Below are 21,673 nucleotides of genomic sequence, written 5' to 3'. Positions count from 1 at the left end.
GATGAAAAATGGTCGGAGATGAGTGATGCGTGCGGACCTCTCATCCATGGGCGGAGATTTTCGCGTCATTTCGCGTGTTTCGCAGGGGATTTCCGGAGGAGTTCCTTCATGCGGTGGTAGTTCCCACCGTGAGAAGACGAAACTCGGAGCGCCCGCTTCCGTCGTGTCGGGGACCGCTGGCTGGGGGCGCTCCCGCAGCATTTTCGGAGGGAACAATGTGGCCATCATCGGACAAGACACCGCACTCCAAAGGCGAAGCCGATCTCGTTCTGCGTGGTGGGAGGGTGTGGACCGGGAGTTCGCTTGAGCCCTGGGCCGAAGCCGTAGCGATCGTCGCCGATCGAATTGCTGCTGTGGGGCCTGAGGCAAACATCCGGAGGATGATCGGTCCTCGCACCTGTGTTCTCGATTGCACAGGCTGTCTGGTGCTTCCCGGCTTCATTGATAACCACGTTCATCTGATGACGGGGGGATTTCAACTGCGGGGTTTGTCTCTGAGCGATGTGGGCGACGAACGGGAATTGATTCGGCGCGTGGCCGAGCAGGCGGCGCGGCTCTCTCCCGGCCAGTGGGTAGTGGGGGGAGGCTGGAATCATGAACGATGGCCCGAGGCCCGCCTTCCACGCAAGGAGATGATTGATCCCGTCACAGCGACGACGCCGGTCTTTCTTCGCCGGGTGGATATGCATTCGGTTCTGGTCAACAGTCTTGCGCTCCAACGCGCCGCGATTACGCGGGAGACGCCCGATCCGCCCGGCGGCGAGATTGTGCGCGACCCGGCCACCGGCGAGCCCACCGGCATTCTCAAAGATGCTGCCGTTGCACTTGTCGAACGTCTTATCCCTCCGCCGTCGCCACGGGATGAAGAGGAAGCCCTGCACGCCGCCCTGCGGGAGCTGGCCCGCGTCGGCATCACCTCCGTCCACGACATTACGTTGTGGGAACACTGGGAGGTCTATCGGCGCTGCCATCAACGTGGCGAACTGACCGTGAGGATTTATGCTCGTACGCCTATCACCGAGTGGGAGAAACAGCGTGATTGGATCGCCCGCGAAGGTGCGGGAGATGCCTGGTTGAGACTGGGGGGAGTGAAGGGATTCGTGGATGGATCGCTCGGATCGGCCACGGCCCTTTTTGTTGAGCCCTATTCGGATGCTCCTCACACCTGCGGCCTGCTGCACGATCAGATGTTTCCCGAAGGGATCATGAGCGAGCGCATCGTTGCGGCGGACCGCGCCGGTCTTCAATGCTCGATTCACGCTATTGGGGACAAAGCCAATGCCCTCATCCTCGACATTCTCGAAAAGGTGGTCACCGAGAATGGCTGCCGCGACCGCCGCTTCCGCATCGAGCACGCGCAGCATCTTCGACCCGAAGACATTCATCGGATGGCTCGACTCGGTGTGATCGCGTCGGTCCAGCCGGCACATCTGGTGGATGACGGCTGCTGGGCCGAAAAGCGCATCGGGCGACTGCGCGCGCGCACGACCTATGCGTTCCGGTCACTCCTAGAGGCCGGTGTGAGGGTCACGTTCGGTTCGGATTGGACGGTCGCCCCGCTCGATCCTCTGTTCGGCATCTTTGCGGCGGTGACCCGGCAAACGGCCGATGGCAAAAATCCCGAGGGCTGGATCCCGGAGGAAAAGATCACCGTCGAGCAAGCGGTCCACGCCTACACCCTGGCGAATGCTTTCGCCGAATTTGCCGAAGCCGAGAAAGGCTCCATCGAAGCGGGGAAACTGGCCGATCTCGTCGTTCTCTCCAGAGATATTTTCGCTCTCCCTCCGGAGGAACTTCGGACGGCGAAGGTCATTTTCACCATTGTCGGGGGAAAGATCGTTTACTCAGATGAGGCGAGCGCTTGACACACCTGCGGGTGAATGCGTCGCGTCTCCGATAAATGGTGTGGCCCCTGGCCTTACTCCTGATAATTCCCGGTACGAGGCCGCAAACCCAGCCCGAGTCGCTCTGTCGGGGGGAGCAAAAATAGTCTCCTGGACATGCAAGGAGTAGCGGATCATGTCTGGAAAAGGGGGGGAGAGCGGACCTGGTGGTGGGAGGATCCGCTCTCCCAGGGGGGTTGTGCCGGGTTATGGGTCAGTATTGGGCTGGGTCAGTCAATTGAACCGTTCCAAGAAATCGCCCGCTGGCGCCACTGGGTTCTCCTCGACCGTACTGCGGGGGAGATGCGGCAGTCGCTTGCGGCAATCGCCGATGAATGAAATAGCCGATGACCGATTTCCCCCGTGTGCCGATGATGAAAAATGAACCGATGTTGACGATGCGAAACGATGTCCGACCGGCACCGGCCTCAACCGGACTTATGAGCGGAATGGGGACGATGCGCGGGCTTTCGTTATCGGCGTACTGAGTGCTTTTGACAACCCAGTTCCCGTTTACTCTCACCAGATGCGCCGTCGGGTCCTGAGCGATAAGCTGAGTGACTCCTTGAATCGTCGGACCGGCCATATTCCCGGGTTCGGTATCAATGACGTCTCCCACCCGCAGCATCCCATTCCAGCCATAGGCGATGTTATGCCGATAAGTGTCGGCTCCTCTCGCCCCAAGACTGACCGGGTAGAAGTTGCCGGGGAACGCCGGCCGATCCGTCTTGAGTTCGATCATTCGTCCATCCTCATCCCGGGGAGTGATGAATCCCGTGGGATTGCCCAGAGAACAATCGCGGAATCCGCTGAGATCCCAGTTCTCGAACTCGGGGTCGTAGGGTGACTTATAGTAATCTCGTGCCGGAATGCCGTTCCATGTGTGGATGTCAGGATTGTATGGCCCGTGATCCTCATCCGTCGGCGTTACACACTGACTCCCATGGGCGAACTGATCGGGTGGCGCAAAGGGCCTCCATCCCCCGCTGCCTCCGCTGGCCGGAGTGGCGACGGCTGCCGACTGCACGCTCACAGGGACGCGGCGGAGACCAAAGATCGTGGCGAAAAATGTTCTCACGAGCTGAACCTTTTGCACCCGGATGACATTGGCCCGGGGAAATGTGATCTCTTCCGGCGAGAGTTGAACGGGGACGCCGTCGGCTCGATTCCTCGCCGCATATTCGATGGCCCAGCGCGTGGCCTGGCCGTCGGGTGTGTGGTTTGTCGGATCAACCAGAAGTCCTTGCGCTCCAGCCAGGGCTGCTGCATCAACAGCATTCTGCAACTGATTCCGCACAACGTAGAGATAACCCACGTCAACGGCGAGGGCAGTGGCACCGATAAAGACGACAACTCCGGCGGTGACGAGGACGAGAATGCTTCCTCGATCACGCCGCGTCCTCTTTTGGTCAGCCTGAGCCATACACCTGCTCCCACCACAATAGAGCGTCGGCCTCTGGCTTTTGATTCATCCGGCGAAGGGAGTATTTTCATCCGGCGGTCCTGCAAGAGCGAACCGCCTCCGTGACGATCTCCTGTTGAGGAGGGACCTGTTACTTCGGCAGGTGATTATGAGCTTGGTGCGGATGTGCTGGCTGCGTCTTACAGCCATTCGGGAGCTGACGTCTGGCGCTGGGGATCAAGGGCGCGACGGAGCGCATGTCCCGTGACGATGAACAAAGCGACGGTTGCCGCAAGGGCGAGACCGGAACTGAGCATCCACGGCTGAGCCGTCAGCACCGACAGATCGCGTGCCGCCGCTAGCATGTTTCCCCAACTCGGTTCGGGTTCTGAGATGCCCACGCCCAGAAAGGACAGAGTGGCTTCGGCCAGAAGAAAGGCCGGAACCGTCAATGTCGCTTGAGTGAGTGCGGGGGTCAGGGCATGGGGCAGGATGTAGCAACGGAGAATGCGCCCTTCACTGGCGCCTACGGCACGCGCTGCCAGAAGGAATTCCTGGCCGGCGAGCGACAGGACTGCCCCACGCGTGATGCGAGCGACAGTCGTCCAACTGATGGCAACGAAGATGACGACGAGCATGCCCAGGGCCGTGTCCGGCGACAGTTCCAGAGGAAGAGCTGACCGCAGGGCAAAGATGAAGAAAATCACCGGGATGGACTCGATCAGCTCATTCAGACGCATCAAGAGAGCATCCACCACTCCTCCGTAATACCCGGCCAGGCACCCCAGCACCAACCCGATGATCAATGCTCCCAATCCGCTGGCCAGAGCAATGATAAGAGACGGTCGGCAACCAAAAAGCAGGCGTGAGAAAACGTCTCGACCAAGGTGGTCAGCACCCAGCAGGTAGAGTCGCGGCGGCAAAGGGGGATGCTCCGGCGTGGCCAGCGGGCTCTCACCTCTGGATCCCGTCGGCATCTGGAGTGGGTGAATTTCTCGTTGAGCCGACGTGAGGGGCTCTGCTTCGCCGACGCCGAACAGGTGTAGCGAGGTCGTCACTCCCGGAAATAGCTCAACGCGATCCCCTCGAACGAAGAAAACCAGCGGATAGCGCCATCGAGTATCCTCCTCATAACGCCAGGTGGTTCGATCCACCAGCCGGGACCGATAGATAAACGGGCGCAGATGGAATCGGCCTTCGGCATCAATGAAGTGCAAGCGAGTCGGTGGAGCTTTAATGGCCGTGCGATCCTGGCTGCGATGATCGTAAGGGGCGATGAACCCTGCCAGGAGAGCCACAAGAGAAAGTGCCGCGATCGCGCCGAAGAGCCATCGGAGAGGCTTGTCGGACCAGATGCGCCCGACGTGCGTTGGCCGTGGGGTTGACCGGACCGGGTTGGTGAGAGCGGATGACATTGTCGTCCTCGTCGGCATAGTCAGAAACGAGTGCGCCCGGCATCATCAGGCGCGAATGCGCACGCGCGGATCCACGGTCAATAGCACCACATCGGCGATCAAATTTCCCACAATCAGCAGCACCGACGCGAGCACAACCGTCGCCAGGATCAAATCGCTATCACGGGCGAAAACGGCTTCAACCGTCAGGCGACCTATCCCTGGCCATGCCATCACCGTTTCCACGACGGCCGACCCGCTGAGCAAATTCCCGATCGAATAGCCCAGGAGCATCAGGAGTGGGCCGAGCGCATTTCGCAGAGCATGATTCCTGAGGATGACGCGCCGGGGGAGCCCCTTGGCTCGAGCCGTGCGGATGAAGTCAAGGGACACGACCTCAGATAGCGCCGCCCGTAGATGACCGGAAATCATCGCCATGGGTGAGAGACTCAGCACCAGCGCGGGAAGAACAAGATGGTGGAGAAGGTCGGCTGTCCGGGACATCCAGTCAGCGGCCTCGCCGGCGACCGCACGCATGCCGCCGATGGGGAACCAGCCGGTTGTGGCGGCCAGCCCGAGCGCCAGAAGCGCCAGAAAGATTCGCGGCGTCGCCAGCGCCAGCGTGACAAAGAGGGTGTGAGCGCGTCCTATCCACCGGTTCTGTCCGACGGCGGCGATGATCCCCAGGGGGACTCCCACTGCCCAGGCGATGCCGCTGGCCGTGAGGGACAGGATCAGCGTGTTGAGTATTCGTGTTGGCAGCAGGGCGGAAATCGGCGTCAGATATTCAATCGAGTAACCGAAGTCCCCCTGGAGGGCGTGAGACAGCCAGCGAAGGTAGCGCCTTGACAGGGGCAAATCCAGTCCGAGCCGGTGACGAATTGCCTCTACCGTCTCCGGGGAGATATGGGGATTCTCCAGGAGCCCCGTCAGGGGATCGCCGGGAGCCAGATGGACGGCCACAAACGTCACCATCGAGATGGCGAGCACAAGTGGTACGGCTTGGGCCAGTCGTCGAATAAAAAGGCGAACCATCGGCCTCAGAACATGCGGCGCCGTCTTCCCCGCCTAGGCCTCGAATAGCGCAGGTCGTCTAGCCTGTGGCGTTTTCGCCGATGGAAAAGTCCGCGCTACTTTTCATCGTTTCTCGGCGGGGCTCCCGTCCCACGAACAACGCCTCGGAAAATCCTGCCTGCGGATGAAAGGCTCCCGCGGATCACTCATCCGCAGGCATTTTTCACCGGTACCCGGGGAGAAGCCAGGGTTCCATGAGCAGCTCCCGGTGCAATGAACGAACTGTCGCTTCAGTCACAGACGAAATCACCTTGAGTCCAAAGAGTCATAGCTTATAATCTAACACCATCTTCGTTGGCAAGGAGGTCTTACGGCGATGAAGCACCGGGTCCGGTTGGGTATCGGCCTGTGGCTTTTTTTGTCGCTTCTTGCGGGGACGGCGGGCTGCGAGCGCCGCTCGACGGCTCCGTCAGCCCCGGCGCGGGGAGGCCGACTGGTTGTCTCTCAGTCCTCGGGGCCAAAAACGTTCAATCCCCTGTTTGCGACCGATACGGATACGCTCGCCATCCTCAACTGCATCATGTCGGTGCTCGTGCGCATCAACCGGCAGACGGGGGAGGCCGAACCCGAACTGGCGGAATCTCTGAGCTATTCGCCGGACCACACGGTCCTGACGATTCGATTGCGTAAGGGGGTTACCTTTTCTGACGGCCATCCGTTGACGGCGGATGACGTTCTGTTCACGTTTGAGGTGATATACGATCCGGCGCTGAGGAGTTCCCTCCGCGATTTACTGGATGTGGACGGGAAAAAGATCGTCGTCGAGAAACGCGATCCCTACACGGTGACTCTTACTTTTCCCCGACCGGTAGCGGCGAGCGAGCGGTTGCTCGATTCGATTCACATTTTGCCCCGCCATCGGCTGGAGGCCGATTACCGCGCAGGGCGATTTGCTTCGCTCTGGGATCTTTCAACACCGCCGGATCAGATCGTTGGGGTGGGACCGTTTCGGCTCAAGGAATATGTGCCCGGCGAAAGGACCATTCTCGTGCGCAATCCCCATTACTGGAAGCGAGACCCCAGTGGTCAACCTCTTCCCTATCTGGATGAGATCATTTTGCTCATTGTGCCGGATCGGAGCACGCGAGTACTGAAGTTCCAGCAGGGGGAACTCGACATGCTCTCACCGCTGACCCCTGACGAAGTGGCGACGCTTCAACCCCAGGTGGCGACGAATCGGATTCGCATTTACGATCTCGGTCCCAGCCTCATCTCGGAAGTGATGTGGTTTAATTTGAATCCTCGCGCGCGCTCACTGAGCCCGACCAAGCTCGCCTGGTTCCAGGACACAAGATTTCGTCAAGCCGTCTCCTATGCGATCAACCGTCAAGCCCTCATTGACGTGGTGTTCGCCGGAAAGGCTGCGCCCGTATGGGGACCGGTCCCGGCAACGAGTCGGTGGTTTAATCCTCAGGTGAAAACCTATCCGTATGATCCCGATCGCGCGAAGGCACTGCTGGCGGAAGCGGGATTTAGCGACCGCAACGGCGATGGCATCCTGGAGGATCGGCAGGGGAACCGGGTGACCTTCACGTTGATGACCAATGCCGGAAATGCCATTCGGGAACGGATGGGCTTGATGATCCAGGAGGACCTGAAAAAAGTAGGCATCGGCGTCACTTTCGCGCCCATCGAAACGAAGACGATGCTCGAACGGATCGCGCGGGGAACGGATTACGAAGCGGGGTTGCTGGCGATTGCGGCGGGCGATACCGATCCTTCGTCGCTCAGGAATTTTTTGCTCAGCAGCGGGGCCAATCACTGGTGGAATCCTCAGCAACCCCGGCCCGCCACTGATTGGGAGAAGCGGGTGGACGAGCTGCTCAACGAGTTTCTGACCGCGGCTGACCAGAAGCGACGAAAGGCCTTGTTCGATGAGGTGCAGATGATTTTGAGCGAGCAGGTCCCGTTCATCTACCTGGTGGCCCGTGACCTCATCGTCGCCGCCAAACCGACGGTGAGAAACCTCAAACCCGGCCTGCTCCAGGATCCACTGCTGTGGAATGCGGAGGAACTTTATCTGGAATGAAGACCTACGCCCGAATGACGGATGCCGAGCTTGTGGCGTGCTGTTTGAAAGGGGACAGCCGCGCCTGGGAGGCGCTCATTCATCGCTATAAACGGCTGATTTTTTCCATCCCGCGAAGGTATCAGTTCACGCCCGATGAAGCGGCGGATGTCTTTCAGTCGGTGTGCCTCATCATGCTCAAGGGGCTTGACGGCTTGAAGGATCACAGCAAGCTCAGTTCCTGGCTGATCACGACGACGCTCCGCGAATGCTGGAAACTTCGGCGGCGGGATCCTGTGGAAACAACGCCGTTAGAGGATGAGGAAGGACATCCCGTGGATCTTCCTGATGAGAGCCCGCCGCTCGATGAACTGGTCGAACGATGGGAGAAGCAGCATCTGATCCGCCTGGGAATGGAACGGCTTCCCGACCGCTGTCGGCGATTGCTCCAGATGCTTTTCTACGAGCAGGACGAGTGGAGCTACGAACAGATCTCGCGCGAACTGGGCATGCCGGTAGCCAGCATCGGTCCGACCCGCGGCCGCTGCCTGCAAAAACTCAGGAAGATTCTGGAAGAGTTAGGCTTCCGGGAGTGATCCCCGGAGAAGGGAAGAGCCGTCGGTCACAGGCGCAGACATGTATTTTTCCGCAATCGGAGGGCTCCACAATAGTGGCGGAAGATAATACCGAGAGGAGGCGACCGGGGAGAGGCCACGACGGCTGGCGCAATCCTTAGCCGGGCTCTGACCCAGAAGCCGCCTCGTGCAGGGGGATAAACGATGGGAGGACCGGGGGATGATTCCTCGATGGCCGTGCCGGCTGGCCATGCTTCATCCCGGTCTTTTCCGTCGTCCGTGGGGAATTCGACAGGGTCTATGAGGAGGCTCGATCATGACGTGCTACAGTCTGGAAAAACTCCTCCAGTTTTATCAGGAGTTATGCGCCGACAAAGAGGCGCACGCTATCCGCAATCATCTCGGTCGCTGCCGACGATGCCAAAGGGAATTAAAGTGGCTGGAAACGGTCATCCCGTTGATGACGACGGATGATTCGGTTGATCCGCCCTCCTGGGTCATCCAGCAGGCTGTTGATCTGTTTGCCCGGTATGGCCCGTCGCCGCGGCCGGGCATGGTGTCGCGGATTATCGCGACGCTTGTGTTCGATACGGCGGTCCAGCCAGGACTTGTCGGGGTGCGCTCGCTCGGCGTGGCGACGCGACAGTGCCTCTACCGGTGGGAAGGCTACGATATTGATCTGTCATTTGAACCGGCCAATGGAACGGACCGGGTCACCCTGACCGGTCAAATCCTCGGACCCTCGGATAGTTTCCAGGAAGTGAGCGGTGTGCCGGTTCAATTGCGACGGGGAGAAGAAGTAGTCGCGCAGACGGTGACGAACCATCTCGGCGAATTCACCTTCGAGCGCATTGCTGTTGGGGTATATGAGCTGAAAATCGAACTCCAGGGAAAGGAGGCATGGATTACGCCGCTTGAAGTCAGGGCGCTTACAGACTAAGGGGGGAGCCTGGGATATCTCCGACCACGTGCGACGGCTGGTCGAGCAACTGGCGGCGTCCACAGCTCCGGATCGCGCGAAATCCTTGCTGAAGTCCCAAAAGGGTGAAATCGGGCGGGCTCTCTGTCTGGAACTGAAGAATCGCGTTTCCCAGGCGCTTCATGCAGATGTGGCCTTGGCGTCGCGTCTGGCCGACGTGTGTCGCGTCGTCGCCCGGCAGACGCGGGATCCGATCTGCCGGGCTCTGGCCTCTCATGCACGGGCGATGGTGGCCTACCGCCTGGGGCGCAACCAGGAAGCATTACGACTCTTTGATCGCGCCGAGATCCTCTATGCCGAGCAGGGCGAAGTCTTGGAAGCGGCACGCGTCGGGCGGGCCAAGATCGTCGCTCTCATGTATCTCAATCGGTACGAGGAAGCCCTTGAACTGGCCGACCGCCTCAGCACAATCTTTGAAGCCCACAAGCAAACGCACCTGCTGGCGGAACTCAAATCCAATGTCGGTTTGATCTATCACCACCTGGATGAATACCACAAGGCCCGTCGCTTCTTCGAGCAGGCTCAGGCGCTTCTCCAGCCGGGCGGCGACTCACGAGCGCTGGCCCATGTCCTGATGAATCTGGCGATGGTGTGGTCCTGCCTGGGCGACTATCACCGATCGGCCCGGCTGTTCGAACAGGCGCGCGAGATGTTCCAGGCCCTCGGCCTGTCGCTGATGGTCATTCAAACCGAATACAATCTGGCTTATCTCGAATTCCTGCGAGGAAAATTCGACGAAGCGATTCGCTTATTCACAGCCGTGAAAGCCGCCGCTCGCGCTGTTGGGGAGGAGTCGCTTGAGGTCCTCTGCGATCTCGACATGGCCGAGCTGTACCTTCAGTTGAATGCCTACGAGGATGTGCTGGAGGCCGCCGAAGCTGCCCGTCGTGGTTTTGCCCGGTTGCGGATGAGGACCGAGCAGGCCCGGGCGCAGATGCTCAGCGGCGTCGCCCGCCTGCATCTGGGGGCGTGGGATCATGCGGCCGCAGATTTGCGGCAGGCTCGACGTACCTTTCGACGTCAAAAGAATCGGGTGGCAACGGCGTTGTGCGACCTCTACCTGGCCGAGCTTCTGGCTCAGAAGAAAAAATGGCGCGACGCCGGCCGGAGAGCCGAGCAGGCCGCTTGCCTCTTCCGTCAGTGCCGGCTGGAGACGAAGGAAGCATTTGCTGAACTGCTGGTGGCTCGCGTGGCCGCCGCCCGGGGACAGACCAATCGAGCGAAACGGCGCCTCCTGCGGGCTCTCGGCCGCATCGAGTCGGTGGACGCACCCTGGTTGAAGTATCAATGCAACTACCTGCTTGGAACACTTCTGGAGAGATCGGGAGATACAAAAGCCGCCGCCGACCAGTATGCCCGCGCCATCGAACTGATCGAATCCCTGCGCAGCCGCATCCGCGTGGATGAAATGAAGGCCAGCTTCCTTTCGGACAAGCTGAAAGCCTACGAACGGATGGTCGCCCTCTGCCTGGCCGAGGGCTCACCGGAAAAGATCCGGCAAGCCTTCGCTTATACCGAAGCGGCGAAATCACGGGCCCTGGCTGACCTGCTCGGGGCGGCCCTCGGGATCGAATCCGACACGACGGCCTCTCTCGACCCTGAGTTGCTCGAACGATGGAAACGACTCCGTGAGGAACTCGACTGGTACTACAGCACGCTCAATCATCTGGAGCAGAAAGAAGGGGCCACCCGCCGTGACCTGGCCCTGCAGATTCAGGGTGAGATTCGCATCCGCGAGTCCGAACTCAACAAGCTGCTTCGCACCATCCAGTGGCATCAAGAAGGAGGCGTCTCTCCGGTAGGTGTGCCCCAAGTTCTGCCGGAGGAACTGGCCGGAGAACTCGCCGAGGATGAAGCCGTGGTGGAATACTACATGGCACAGGGGGAGATCGCGGCCTTCATCCTGGACCGTGACGGGGTCAGGGCCGTACGCGCCCTGTCCGATGTTTCCCGTGCGCATCCGTTGTTGCGGCATCTCCGATTTCATCTGGATAAGCAGGTTTTCAACGGCGATTATGTTCGCACGCGGTGGCAGGCGCTCGCCCACTGCACGGAACAATATCTCAAGGCGCTTTACAGGGAACTCGTCGCTCCTGTGCGCCCATTTCTCCTCAGACGGCGCAAACTCATCATCATTCCTCACGGCTTCCTCCATTACATTCCCTTTCATGCTCTCACCGATGGCGAGCGCTGCCTGATTGACGAATACGAGGTGTCGTATTGTCCGAGCGCCACCGTCTATCGTCTGTGCCTCGAACGAAGCCGTCGTCGCACGTACGATGCCCGGGATCGCGCGGCACGCCCTCTCATCGTGGGTGTGCCGGATCGCTCGGCGCCTGCCATCGAGCAAGAAGTTCAGGCCGTGAGAGAGTTGCTCACCAATGCTCGTGTGTTACTTGGCGAGGATGCCACCAGTCACAACGTCACAACCTACGCCAAAGAATCCTCGCTTATTCATCTGGCCTGTCATGCGGTCTTTCGTCACGACAATCCCATCTTCTCCTCGCTCCGGCTGCAAAACTCCTGGCTCAATTTCTACGACATCTGGAACTTGGGCTTGAAAGCCCGCCTGCTCACGTTGAGCGCCTGCCAGACCGGGGTGAATAAGATTTGCCCGGGCGACGAATTGATCGGCTTGATGCGGGGATTCCTCTATGCTGGGGTTCCCTCACTGGTGGTCAGTTTGTGGGCTGTCAATGACGCTTCGACGACCCTGCTCATGCGCGAGTTTTATGATAAACTGCGCCAGGGACGGTCGAAGAGGCAGGCTCTGCGCGAAGCGCAACTGAAGACGCGCGAGGCGTACGCACATCCTTACTACTGGGCGCCCTTCGTGATCATGGGGAGCCCTGAGTGAAAGAGTCATCGGGCAAAGGGGGGCTTATGAGGAAGGCAGATGAAAGGCGTCGCCGACCAATGCGCTCGACTCTCCGTCGGTTTGTCTGCGGCGCGTGCGTGGGTGTCATCGGATTGCTCGCGATTCTGCCCCAAGAGGGCATTCCGGGAACGCATCAGGGACCTCCTGGACAGGCAGGCGTCCTGAAGTCTCTGAACGAGTCCGCTGAACAAGCGGAGCAAGCGTTGAAGGAGGCCGCCGAGGCCATCGAGGAAGCGCAGGAAGCCATTAACGAAGCGCTTGCCGTGGGAGCTGATGTCTCGGCTGCTTCGGCCAGACTCAATCAGGCACAGAGCAAGTTGACGGAGGCTCGAGCAGCTTTTCTCCTGCGCGAGTACGCGGCGGCAGAACGACTGGCTCAAGAGGCCGAGGAATTAGCCGAGGAGGCCGCCGTGCTGGCCGAGGAGGCCATTAGTGACACCAGCCGCAGTCGCCAGGAAGCGGAAGAGGCTATCGCTGATGCTCAGCACGCCATTGAGGAGGTGCAAGCCAAGATCACCCGCTTCCAGTCGGAGGGGATCAACGTTCAAGCGGCTCAGGCGACACTCAATGAGGCGATAGCGGTCCTCAGCCGAGCCAAAGCGGCCTTTGCCGCCGGCGACTTTACCGCTGCCCGGAACCTTGCGCATCGGGCCGAGGATTTAGCTGACGATGCTGAGGACTTGCTCGAAGAGGCTGTGGAAACCACTCCTCGACGACGATCCCATGACGAGGAAGTCATCATCGAGATCGCCGGCCCGGTGCCGATTGCCAGCATCGCCAGTCGCTACCAGTTGCAGGTTCTCGACCGCATCGAGAACACCAACTTCTATCGAGTCAAGATTCCGGCAGGAACGACGGTGGATAAGGTCCTCGCCCAGTTGCGATCCGATCCTGACATTGCCGATAGCGAACCGAACTTTATCTTGCAGATGCCTGAAGTCGAACAGAAAGGAGCTGCCTTCGTGGATCAGAAGGGAGCTGCATTTGTGGACGGATCGTCGCCGCCGAACTACTTCGATCAGTCGGCGCTGGACCGCATCAACCTGAAACAGGCTCAGCGAGCGGCTCGAGGAGAAGGCGTCACAGTGGCCGTCATTGACACCGGAATTGATCTCAGACACCCGGCCTTCCAGGGGCGGTTAAGCCAAACCCTTTACGACTTCGTTGACAATGACCCGGATCCCTCGGAGACCGGTCGGGGCCTCGGCTTCGGTCATGGGACGTTTGTCGCGGGCCTCATCGCCCTGGTCGCGCCGCGGGCCAAGATCATGGCCCTGCGTGCCTTCAATGCCTCCGGTGAAGGAACGACGTTTGACATCGCCAAGGCCATCGTCTTTGCCACGAATAACGGAGCTCGCGTCATCAACATGAGTTTCGGCATGGATACTCGCTCTATTGTTCTGGATCGAGCGCTGAGCTACGCTGAGTTTTTCGGCGTCACCGGAGTGGCAGCGGCGGGCAATGAGGGACTGCAACTGTCTCAGTATCCGGCCAACGATCCCGATGTCGTTGCTGTAGCAGCAACCGATGCTTCTGATGTGAAGGCCAGCTTCTCCAACTACGGGGGACACATTGACGTATCGGCTCCGGGCGTGGGCCTCTACAGCGCCTATCCCGGCGGCAAATTTGCCTGGTGGAGCGGCACCTCGTTTGCCACAGCACTGGTCAGTGGTGAAGCCGCCTTGATTTTATCGGCTCTTCCGCCAGCGGTGCAACGGAGTACGAGTGCGCGCCGCCGGGTCATCCCTATTATTAAAGCGGCCACAGCGCCGATTGATTCGATCAATCCCCCCAAATACTGGGGGAAGCTTGGCAGCGGCCGCATTGACGTTCTGCAAGCCGTTCAGAAGACAGCCAAAAATTAGTCCGCTGCCCGACACGGGCGCATGCGCGGGAAAACCGAGCTGAGGCACAACCCCTTTCAGACGCGATCTCTGTTACAAACCTGACAGCGTCAGGAACACGAGTCTCAGCCGGCGGTCAGTTTCCCGCAGCCCGGGAGTGAATCCACCAGTAACCCCGCTTCTGGTGGGGTCCCCATTCAGTCTCCCACTATTTTCGGAAAGGGTCGCTCCGGGGAATCAGCGCTCGCGGGCTTTTTGTTTGGACGCCTTCAGGGGATCTTTGAAGCCGTTGCTTTTCTGTCTTTGTGCGTGGGCGGCGCAATCATGCTCGGCCGCACGCTCCCTGTAGTAAGCTTCCTTGTCGATGCCTTTGGAGATGAACGCTACGATAGTGAAAGCAGCCATACATTTGGGACAGATGAGTCGTACCGGCTTGGCCGACAATCTCGCCATTTTTTGCCTCCTCCTTTCTGTGTCGTGTGGTGACGCGCTCAAACAGAGCGCGACAAAAGGCGGATAGATTGGCAGACGCACGACAAAAAGTCAACCCGGAGGAAAAGCCAGCGCATTCCCCGCACCCGCTTGAGCAGAAAAATTTGCTCCATTGCTTGCGGCGAGACTTTCATTCGAGGAGGAAGCATTCCCCGCCCGCGTGCCTGGTCGGCTGGCTGTGAGAGGTATAGAGGATTCCGGAGAGTTGAGGGGAAAGGGTGGTTTTGAGGAGGATGGGCGTTTTAGCCGATGGGAGGCTCCATTGTTGCCACGAGCCGGGCCATTGACCACGGGTGACAAAAATGGCGATGTCCCCTCAACTCTCCGCTGGTGAGGAGGCTGGTTGATAATACGAACTCTTGCCGAGGGTGGACCGCTGAGATGCTGGCCGGATGTGAGCCCCGTCGAGCAGGATCCTGGAACAAGCGGGAGAGCCGACTCACATGGGTGGTTCCTTCTTCGGTGTCAGCAAGAAAAGGCGGTCGGAATCGGCTCTCCCTCGAGGGGGATGACCAGAGCATGAGGGACTGTCTCTTGCCAAAGGAGGAGATTCCGATGTGCCTGTGACTCAGACGCATGTCACCGGTCGGTAGCCAGAAATCTGCGCGCGCCAAAGACCCCACACGCTCCCTCGCTGTCCACTTTCGTGGCCCGGTTCATAAGCGAGCAGTTGCGGTGAGAGCGGAAGGCAAGAAGCTGCGTTCAGCTTCTTGCCTCCGTCGGCTTGGCTCTGCTACTCCAGATTGTTCGATTGTCAAACGACTGATCACGGCCCAAGGCCACCTGGCCTGGTTGGAATCGAGATGCTGGTTGCTGCCAGCCCTCTCGTTTCCGAAAAACTAGTAGCAACCGACGTGCCGCATCGGCCCTCCGTGCTAACCTTTCCTTTCTCAACCCGTTGCACCGGCAGGCGCCATCGGCGGGGTCCTCCGGAGCAGGGAATGCAGGGAAATTTTCCCTGATAATCGTCTGCGGCGGTGCTCGAAACTCCCGTTAGCCTTGCCTGGTCCCCTTAAGCGTGGAAATATGGGCCTACCGGCGGAGATCGAGCGGTCTACGCCCTTTTCATCCACGACGACCCGACTTCGAGCGGGTGTCGCTTGCTCGCTCAAGTTTCCTTAATGTGACCTTTCCTCTCCCTCGACAACGGTGGTATGCAGCAGCCGATTCCGCTGATCGAAGAGGGAAATTTCCACGCGCGGCGTGGGATCGCCCAGCACCCGTACCAGGCCGTAATTGAAGACATTGGTGGCGGCAAACTCCACCCTTGTCCCGCCTAAAAGCCGAGCGAATGCAACGGGCGAGGCAAACTGAGCGATGGGACCGACGATCACCTCTTTGAACCCTTCGGGATGATTGATCACCGCCGGATAATGCACATCGGCCGAGAGGAAGATGACCGTCCTCACGCCATTCTGAAGGATGAAATCGAACAGCTCACGACGCTCGGTACGATACCCTTCCCATGTATCGTTCGTGTGATAGCGCAGAGGGACTGTCGTGGCGATGAACTTGAAAATGGCTGGTGAAGATCGGAGTGCTTGCTTCAGCCAGGCATTCTGCTCGTCGCCGAGCATGGTCTTGGTGGCATCGTCTCGCGCCGACTGCGGGCTGCGATACTGACGACAGTCGAGGATGAAGAGTTCGGCCAATGTCCCCCAGCGAAACGAGCGATAGAGGCGCGTCGGATCCTGTGGATACTCGGTGATCGGCCAGTATTCACGAAATGCCTGCCGACCGATGGGAATTCGGGGATGCGTGCGATTGAAATCATTGGCCACCTCGTGATCATCCCAGATGACGTAGGTTGACGTCAGTGAGAGCAATCTCCGCAGTGCCGCATCGCGGCGATTGCCCTGGTATCTGGCCCGGTACTCTTCGACGGTGCGGGCCGGAGCCGGTCCCTGGTCCGAATAGATCGTGTCGCCGAGATAGAGGAAGAAATCGGGGCGCATCTCGGCCATCGCCTCGAAGACGCGGAATGGTTGGTACTGCTCGCCCGAATCACCGCTGTAGGCAAATGTCACATCGGCCCTATCATCCTCAGCCGGAGCGGTCACGAAGGTTCCGGTCCCGCCTACCGATTCCAGAGAAGGATCGCCAACGTCGGCCAGCCGGATGCGATAGAAATAGCGCGTCCGAGGAGTGAGATCACCGAGAGTGATCTTGCCGGTAAAGTCATCGCTGGCCTTCAGGATGAGCGTCTCGCTTCGACGTGAATCGGCGAAATCCGCCGTGGTCGCATATTCGACCTGCATGAGGGCGGCTTTATCCGCCCGTCCCCAGATGATGGCGGTCGTCGCTGTGACATCTCCGCTCCCCTGACCATGTGTCAGGCGCGGCGGCTCCGTTTGAGGTCGAACGAGTGGACTCGTACCGAGAACGTTCAGGATGGCGATCAAACCGATGAGCGTCAGTCGGGAGCGCCGACCGGTGGCGGCTGAACGCGAATGGTTTTCTCTCATGCGTTAACCTCTCGGTTTTCTGCTGGGTGCCCAGTAGCCGGAGCGGGCGGTCACATGGGCTCCGGGGATATTGACCTCGACGCGAAGCGAGCGCCAGGTTCCATCATGTTCTTGATTGGTCGGGTAGTATCCGATGCTGTAGAGGGTTCCCAGTTCGGCGGCGATTCGGGCGTAGATGGCGTTGAGGTCAGCCAGTGTCCGCAACGGATAGACCCGTCCCCCGGTTCGCTCGGCCAGTTGGCGAATCTCCTCTCGGGCCAAACGGTAGAGAGCGCGCGTGATCTCAGCCAGCTCCTCTTCGGTGAAGAAATAGGGATTGCGATAACGCACGGGCAGATCTCCGGGACGATAGATCCGACGATAACGCTCTAACTGTTCGGGCGAAAGAGTGAGCTGCCCGCGCCGTACTCTACTGACGGTATACTCTTCGGTGTCAATTTCGATGAAGTAAGCGGCCACGCCGGCCCGCTCGAGTTTGCCGCCGGCTTGAGGGAAATCGTAAAAACTGGCGGAGTCAACGCCGTCGCTGAGAACGATGATGGCTTTGCGCGCAGAAGCGTCCCTGAGGAGTTCATCGGCAGTGACGTAGAGGGCATCGTAAAAAGACGTCGCCGTTCCCGGCGCCAGACGTTTGATGGCCTCTTTGGCTTTCTTGCGGTCGCGGGTGAAATCCTGGAGCAAACTCACATCCCGGCTGAACTCGACTACCGCAACACGATCCTGTGGTCGGAGGCGTTCGATGAAACCGATGGCCGCCTTTCGCACCGTCTCCAGATCACCTCGCATGCTCCCACTGACGTCAATGGCGAGCACGACATCCACCGGGGCATCAACCGTGGCGAAGTGAGAGATCTGCTGTCGCTCGCCGTTTTCGTAGACGGTGAAATTCTCCGGCGTGAGTGTGGTGAGGCTCTCTCCGCGAGGGCCAACGACCGAGACGGTGAAGGAGACCAGATCCGAGCGCAACTCGATGACATCACCCCGTTGCTCCTGCGTGCGGGACGTTTGCTGGAGCGGGTGCGCGCGGCCGTTGGCTGTCAGAACGACCACGAGAGCCAGCCCCACCAGCTTTTCGCCTACCCCCTGCCAGCGATTTGAATTCGTCCACGCCATGGGCTACAGTTACTGTCCCTGTTCATTCTGGCATAACGATGACGCGAGGTAAACGATGATGGGCAACCGAATAAGGCAGTCTCTGATTGTCGCGGGCATTGTGACGCTTGCTCTGTCACCGGTGACCTTCGTCGCCGCATCTGCGGTCTGGTCAGAAGGCCAGAGTTCGGAAAGCCAGGAAGTCAAGGTCGAGAAAAAGAAGCGTCGCGGACTGCTGACCAGAGCCATCACTACGGTCGGGAAAGCGACGGCAAAAGCCGGCACGGCGGCGGCCAAAGCCACGGCTAAGGGCGCAACCACGGCGGGCAAAGCCACCGCCGGGGCATCAGAGAAGGTAGGTGAAACCACAGCAGAAGGAGCGACCACGGCTGCCAAGGCAACCGCGACAGGTGCCACTGCAGCAGGGAAAGGGGCGGCCAAGGGAGCAACCGCTGCCGCAAAAGGTACGGCCAAAGGCGTGACCTCCGCCGGTAAAGCGGTTAAGAAACTCTTTTGACCGGCTCGATGCCTCACTTGCGATCCCGAGTCTCTTTTCACGCGCCTGGTTCCATAACGCGATGATTCGGACTGAGCGCGTGTTTCCTGGCCGGGAGCACGCTCCTGAAGGGAACGACGGGGGAGTCTCCCCGTCCTTTTGCAGGACTCACGTTGCTCTATGGCCATGGTGCTCCGGACGAGACCTCGGATGTAATTGATTCGAGAGGCTCTGACTCCCTTTTGCTGCTTGATGGAATTCAGCCTTGGAGCTGGACGTTGCCAGGGCAGAAATACGCCGTCTTTTTGAGAGGATCGGGGATTTCGATGTGCTTGACAGTTCCGGGACCGCTTGGCTATGATCGAGTCGCTTTCTCGGGTGTGGGCCGCTAGCTCAGTTGGGAGAGCGCCGCGTTCGCAACGCGGAGGTCGTCGGTTCGAATCCGATGCGGTCCACCATCTCCCCTTTAACGAAGGTCCAGGAGGTCTTCGGGCCTGCCGTCTTTGGTCCGCCGGAAGAATCACTTTCGATTGGATCGGCCTTCGATGATCAATCCCGCAATCATGATCACCAGTGAGATCAGAATCCCCAAAGCCACCGGTGAAATTCCGGCAAATCCTGCGCCCGATGTCCCAAGGTGAACGAAGGCCGTCGCCGCCACCGATACGACAATCGCAGTGAAGGCGGTGTTGGCGAGCGACCGGCGAGAAAGCAGCCCCATCAGAATGGGGACAAAGAGGGCGACGGAGACGAGACTATAGAAGATACTCAAAGCGGCGATGATCGAGGGAAGCCCGATGGCCAACCCCACCGCTGCCGTGCCTCCAGCGAGAGCGGCCCAGCGTCCCACCCGCAGGAGATCTTTCTCTGTGGCATCGGGGCGAAGGAAAGTCTGATAGAGGTCTTTACTGAGTGAGGTCGCCAGCATAAAGAGCAGCGCATCAGCCGTGCTCACTTCCGCCGAAAAGACGGCTGCCAGAGCCAGCGCTCCCAGCCAGAAGGGCAGCATCGTCACCATCACCGTAGGCAACGCCAGTTCCCGATTGGGAAGTCCCGGATGAACCGCTGCTGCTGCCATTCCGAGAAGAACCGGAACAAACGCGAAACCGAGCAGGGCGCAGGCGTTCAGCCCGACTCCGACCCGTACTGCTGTGACATCTTTCGCTCCGTAGACCTTTTGAATCAATCCCGGAGAGACGATAAACGAGGGGGCCAGCAGCGTGAGGAAGGCCAGTATGCGACTCAACCCGATTCCCGTGAGGCTCAGAAATTGATCGGCGTGGGGCACCTGCCGGCTGATGTGAAGACTGAGTCCGTCCCAGCCTCCAACGCGATCGAGCGCGACGGGCAAAGCCAGGAGGAAGCCGCTGAGTTTCACGATCACCTGAAGGGAATTGACCCAGGCCGCCGAGACCAACCCTCCGGCCGTGAAATAACTCATGGTGACGATGCCGCCCAGGATGCACCCCAGAGGTTTCGACAAACCGGCCACGACGTTGAGAATCCAGGCGATGGCGATCAATTGACCGGCGAGGATGGCCAGCGTCCCCAACCACAGAAGCCCGGCGACAAGCCCCCGCACCCGGCGACTATAGCGTGCTTGCAGGTAATCGCCAGCGGTGTAGAGGTTGTATTGCGCGGCCAGCCGCCAGAGCTTCGGTCCCACGATGAAAGCGAGGATGATGCTGCCGATGCCGGCCGATCCGACCCACCACCATCCTGACAACCCAAGCTCATAACCGAGACCGGCAGCACCGACGGTCGAGCCCGCGCCGATATTGGCTGCCAGCAGGGTGGCAAACAGCAGTCCCGTCGTCAGGCGTCTGCGAGCGACAAAGAAATCCGATGCCGTTCGCACCGACCGCGAGGCCACAAACCCAACAGCGACAAGAAGCAGGGAATAGGCGATGAGCACCAGTACGTAGCCGTTCATGGCAGGCGATTACTGTGACTGGAGGTCCCGGTAGGCGGGAAGTCCCGGCAATCCCTCGGCCATCTTGATGGCGCGGACGACGGCCTCGGCGACGACCTCTGCGGCGAGCGCGCCAACGACGCCCACATTCGCGTTTTTCACGCGCCCGGTCGAAAGAGCAAACAGGGTGTCTCCGTCAAACGGTGTGTGGACGGGATTGATCGTGCGGGCCAGTCCATCATGACTCATCTGAGCGATCTTGGTCACCCCGGCTTTATCGAATGCCGCGTTCGTTGCTACGACTCCGATCGTCGTGTTCTCTCCGGCTCGACCGGGTGAGGGTTCGATGCCGCGTTTGAGGACGTCCATTGTGTTGACCAGCCGTTTTCCGTCGGCTCCGCGCGCTCCGGCCAGAATCGTCCCCGTCCTGGGATCAATCACATCGCCGACCGCGTTGACGGCCACGAGGGCGGCCACTACGACATCCCCCACGCGGAGGCTGGCCGTGCCGAGTCCTCCTTTCATGGCGCGGGAGAGGCCGAACATCTTTCCCACGGTTGCGCCGGCGCCCGCGCCGACATTACCTTCGGCGACGGGGCCGGTGGAGGCGGCCTGACAGGCTCGATACCCCGCTTCTTTATCCGGGCGGATGCGGGCATCACCCAGACCGAGATCGAACAGGATGGCTGCCGGAACGATGGGCACCCGCGCGACGCCTGCATCAAATCCAATGCGCTTCTCTTCGAGATACTGCATGACGCCGGCCACCGCCTCCAGGCCAAAGGCGCTGCCTCCCGATAACACGATGGCATGAACCATCTGAACCGTGTTGATCGGGTTCAGCAGATCCGTCTCATGGGTGCCGGGAGCCGATCCTCGCACATCAACGCCCGCGACCGCTCCTTCTTCGACCAGAATGACGGTGCACCCGGTCGGTCGCTTGGGATGAGTGAAGTGACCGACTTTGATCCCGGCGACATCGGTCAGTCCACCGAGGCCGGTCTGGGGAACCATCGAACCCGCCCTGATTTCCCGATGCCGACAGAGCGACAGGGCTCCCGCCGATAAAAGATGAGCCGTGAACGAACGGCGCGTAAGTTGCATCATTGCTTGCCCTCCTTTACTGCGGACGGGCGATGGTAGCGTGCTCGACGAAAAACTGTCAAGGACATCACAGGA

Annotated in this window: 15 protein-coding genes and 1 tRNA gene; 8 read left to right on the top strand and 8 right to left on the bottom strand. The window is 59.9% G+C overall.

Translation table 11 applies throughout. The annotated features are described in order from the left end of the window. Positions 1 to 215: 215 nt before the first annotated feature. The gene (locus VNM72_04550; GenBank protein HXF04669.1) at positions 216 to 1,865 is read left to right on the top strand and encodes an amidohydrolase; all 1,650 of its coding nucleotides are present in this window, start codon (positions 216 to 218) and stop codon (positions 1,863 to 1,865) included. 232 nt (positions 1,866 to 2,097) lie between these two features. Here VNM72_04550 and VNM72_04545 read toward each other — a convergent pair whose 3' ends face one another. The 3 genes from VNM72_04545 to VNM72_04535 all read right to left on the bottom strand — a co-directional run bounded on the left by VNM72_04545 (position 2,098) and on the right by VNM72_04535 (position 5,714). Continuing rightward, positions 2,098 to 3,306: a Tad domain-containing protein gene (locus VNM72_04545; protein HXF04668.1), complete on the bottom strand. Its 1,209-nt coding sequence runs from the start codon at positions 3,304 to 3,306 to the stop codon at positions 2,098 to 2,100. A 179-nt stretch (positions 3,307 to 3,485) separates the two neighbouring features. Next, entirely contained in the window at positions 3,486 to 4,700 is a 1,215-nt protein-coding gene (locus VNM72_04540; protein ID HXF04667.1) for an ABC transporter permease, read from the bottom strand. A gap of 45 nt (positions 4,701 to 4,745) precedes the next feature. Continuing rightward, a complete protein-coding gene (locus VNM72_04535) occupies positions 4,746 to 5,714 on the bottom strand; it encodes an ABC transporter permease (protein HXF04666.1) in 969 nt (322 codons plus the stop codon). 355 nt (positions 5,715 to 6,069) lie between these two features. Between VNM72_04535 and VNM72_04530 the strand changes: the two genes are divergently transcribed. The 5 genes from VNM72_04530 (at position 6,070) to VNM72_04510 (ending at position 14,058) form a co-directional block, all read left to right on the top strand. Then, positions 6,070 to 7,782: an ABC transporter substrate-binding protein gene (locus VNM72_04530; GenBank protein HXF04665.1), complete on the top strand. Its 1,713-nt coding sequence runs from the start codon at positions 6,070 to 6,072 to the stop codon at positions 7,780 to 7,782. After that, positions 7,779 to 8,357: an RNA polymerase sigma factor gene (locus tag VNM72_04525; GenBank protein HXF04664.1), complete on the top strand. Its 579-nt coding sequence runs from the start codon at positions 7,779 to 7,781 to the stop codon at positions 8,355 to 8,357. Before VNM72_04530 ends, VNM72_04525 begins: the two co-directional genes overlap by 4 nt. A 295-nt stretch (positions 8,358 to 8,652) precedes the next feature. Beyond that, the gene (locus VNM72_04520) at positions 8,653 to 9,276 is read left to right on the top strand and encodes a carboxypeptidase-like regulatory domain-containing protein (GenBank protein ID HXF04663.1); all 624 of its coding nucleotides are present in this window, start codon (positions 8,653 to 8,655) and stop codon (positions 9,274 to 9,276) included. A gap of 28 nt (positions 9,277 to 9,304) precedes the next feature. Further along, positions 9,305 to 12,172 (top strand): CHAT domain-containing tetratricopeptide repeat protein, encoded by a 2,868-nt coding sequence (locus tag VNM72_04515; protein HXF04662.1) that lies wholly within the window; start codon positions 9,305 to 9,307, stop codon positions 12,170 to 12,172. Positions 12,173 to 12,231: 59 nt separating this feature from the next. Next, the gene (locus VNM72_04510; protein ID HXF04661.1) at positions 12,232 to 14,058 is read left to right on the top strand and encodes a S8 family serine peptidase; all 1,827 of its coding nucleotides are present in this window, start codon (positions 12,232 to 12,234) and stop codon (positions 14,056 to 14,058) included. Between the two features lie 216 nt (positions 14,059 to 14,274). On the opposite strand, the gene VNM72_04505 is transcribed toward VNM72_04510, so the two are convergent. The 3 genes from VNM72_04505 to VNM72_04495 form a co-directional block, all read right to left on the bottom strand. Then, the gene (locus VNM72_04505; protein HXF04660.1) at positions 14,275 to 14,490 is read right to left on the bottom strand and encodes a hypothetical protein; all 216 of its coding nucleotides are present in this window, start codon (positions 14,488 to 14,490) and stop codon (positions 14,275 to 14,277) included. A 1,157-nt stretch (positions 14,491 to 15,647) separates the two neighbouring features. Next, a complete protein-coding gene (locus tag VNM72_04500; protein HXF04659.1) occupies positions 15,648 to 16,994 on the bottom strand; it encodes an alkaline phosphatase D family protein in 1,347 nt (448 codons plus the stop codon). A 3-nt stretch (positions 16,995 to 16,997) separates the two neighbouring features. Continuing rightward, positions 16,998 to 18,107: a VWA domain-containing protein gene (locus tag VNM72_04495; protein ID HXF04658.1), complete on the bottom strand. Its 1,110-nt coding sequence runs from the start codon at positions 18,105 to 18,107 to the stop codon at positions 16,998 to 17,000. A gap of 55 nt (positions 18,108 to 18,162) precedes the next feature. On the opposite strand from VNM72_04495, the gene VNM72_04490 reads away from it, so the two are divergent. After that, on the top strand, positions 18,163 to 18,603 hold the full coding sequence (locus VNM72_04490) for a hypothetical protein (protein ID HXF04657.1): 441 nt from the start codon (positions 18,163 to 18,165) through the stop codon (positions 18,601 to 18,603). Between the two features lie 361 nt (positions 18,604 to 18,964). Continuing rightward, positions 18,965 to 19,040: transfer RNA gene (locus tag VNM72_04485), tRNA-Ala, on the top strand. Positions 19,041 to 19,102: 62 nt separating this feature from the next. On the opposite strand, the gene VNM72_04480 is transcribed toward VNM72_04485, so the two are convergent. Both VNM72_04480 and VNM72_04475 read right to left on the bottom strand, forming a co-directional pair. Then, positions 19,103 to 20,515, bottom strand: a complete 1,413-nt coding sequence (locus VNM72_04480) for a sodium:solute symporter family protein (protein HXF04656.1) — start codon at positions 20,513 to 20,515, stop codon at positions 19,103 to 19,105. A 9-nt stretch (positions 20,516 to 20,524) separates the two neighbouring features. Beyond that, positions 20,525 to 21,508: a P1 family peptidase gene (locus tag VNM72_04475; GenBank protein ID HXF04655.1), complete on the bottom strand. Its 984-nt coding sequence runs from the start codon at positions 21,506 to 21,508 to the stop codon at positions 20,525 to 20,527. Positions 21,509 to 21,673: the final 165 nt, after the last annotated feature.

It is taken from the genome of Blastocatellia bacterium, assembly GCA_035573895.1.
In the GTDB taxonomy this organism is placed as follows: Bacteria; Acidobacteriota; Blastocatellia; order HR10; family HR10; genus DATLZR01.
The sequence above is the reverse complement of the archived record's forward strand: the minus strand, read 5'-3'. Positions and strand labels throughout refer to the sequence as shown.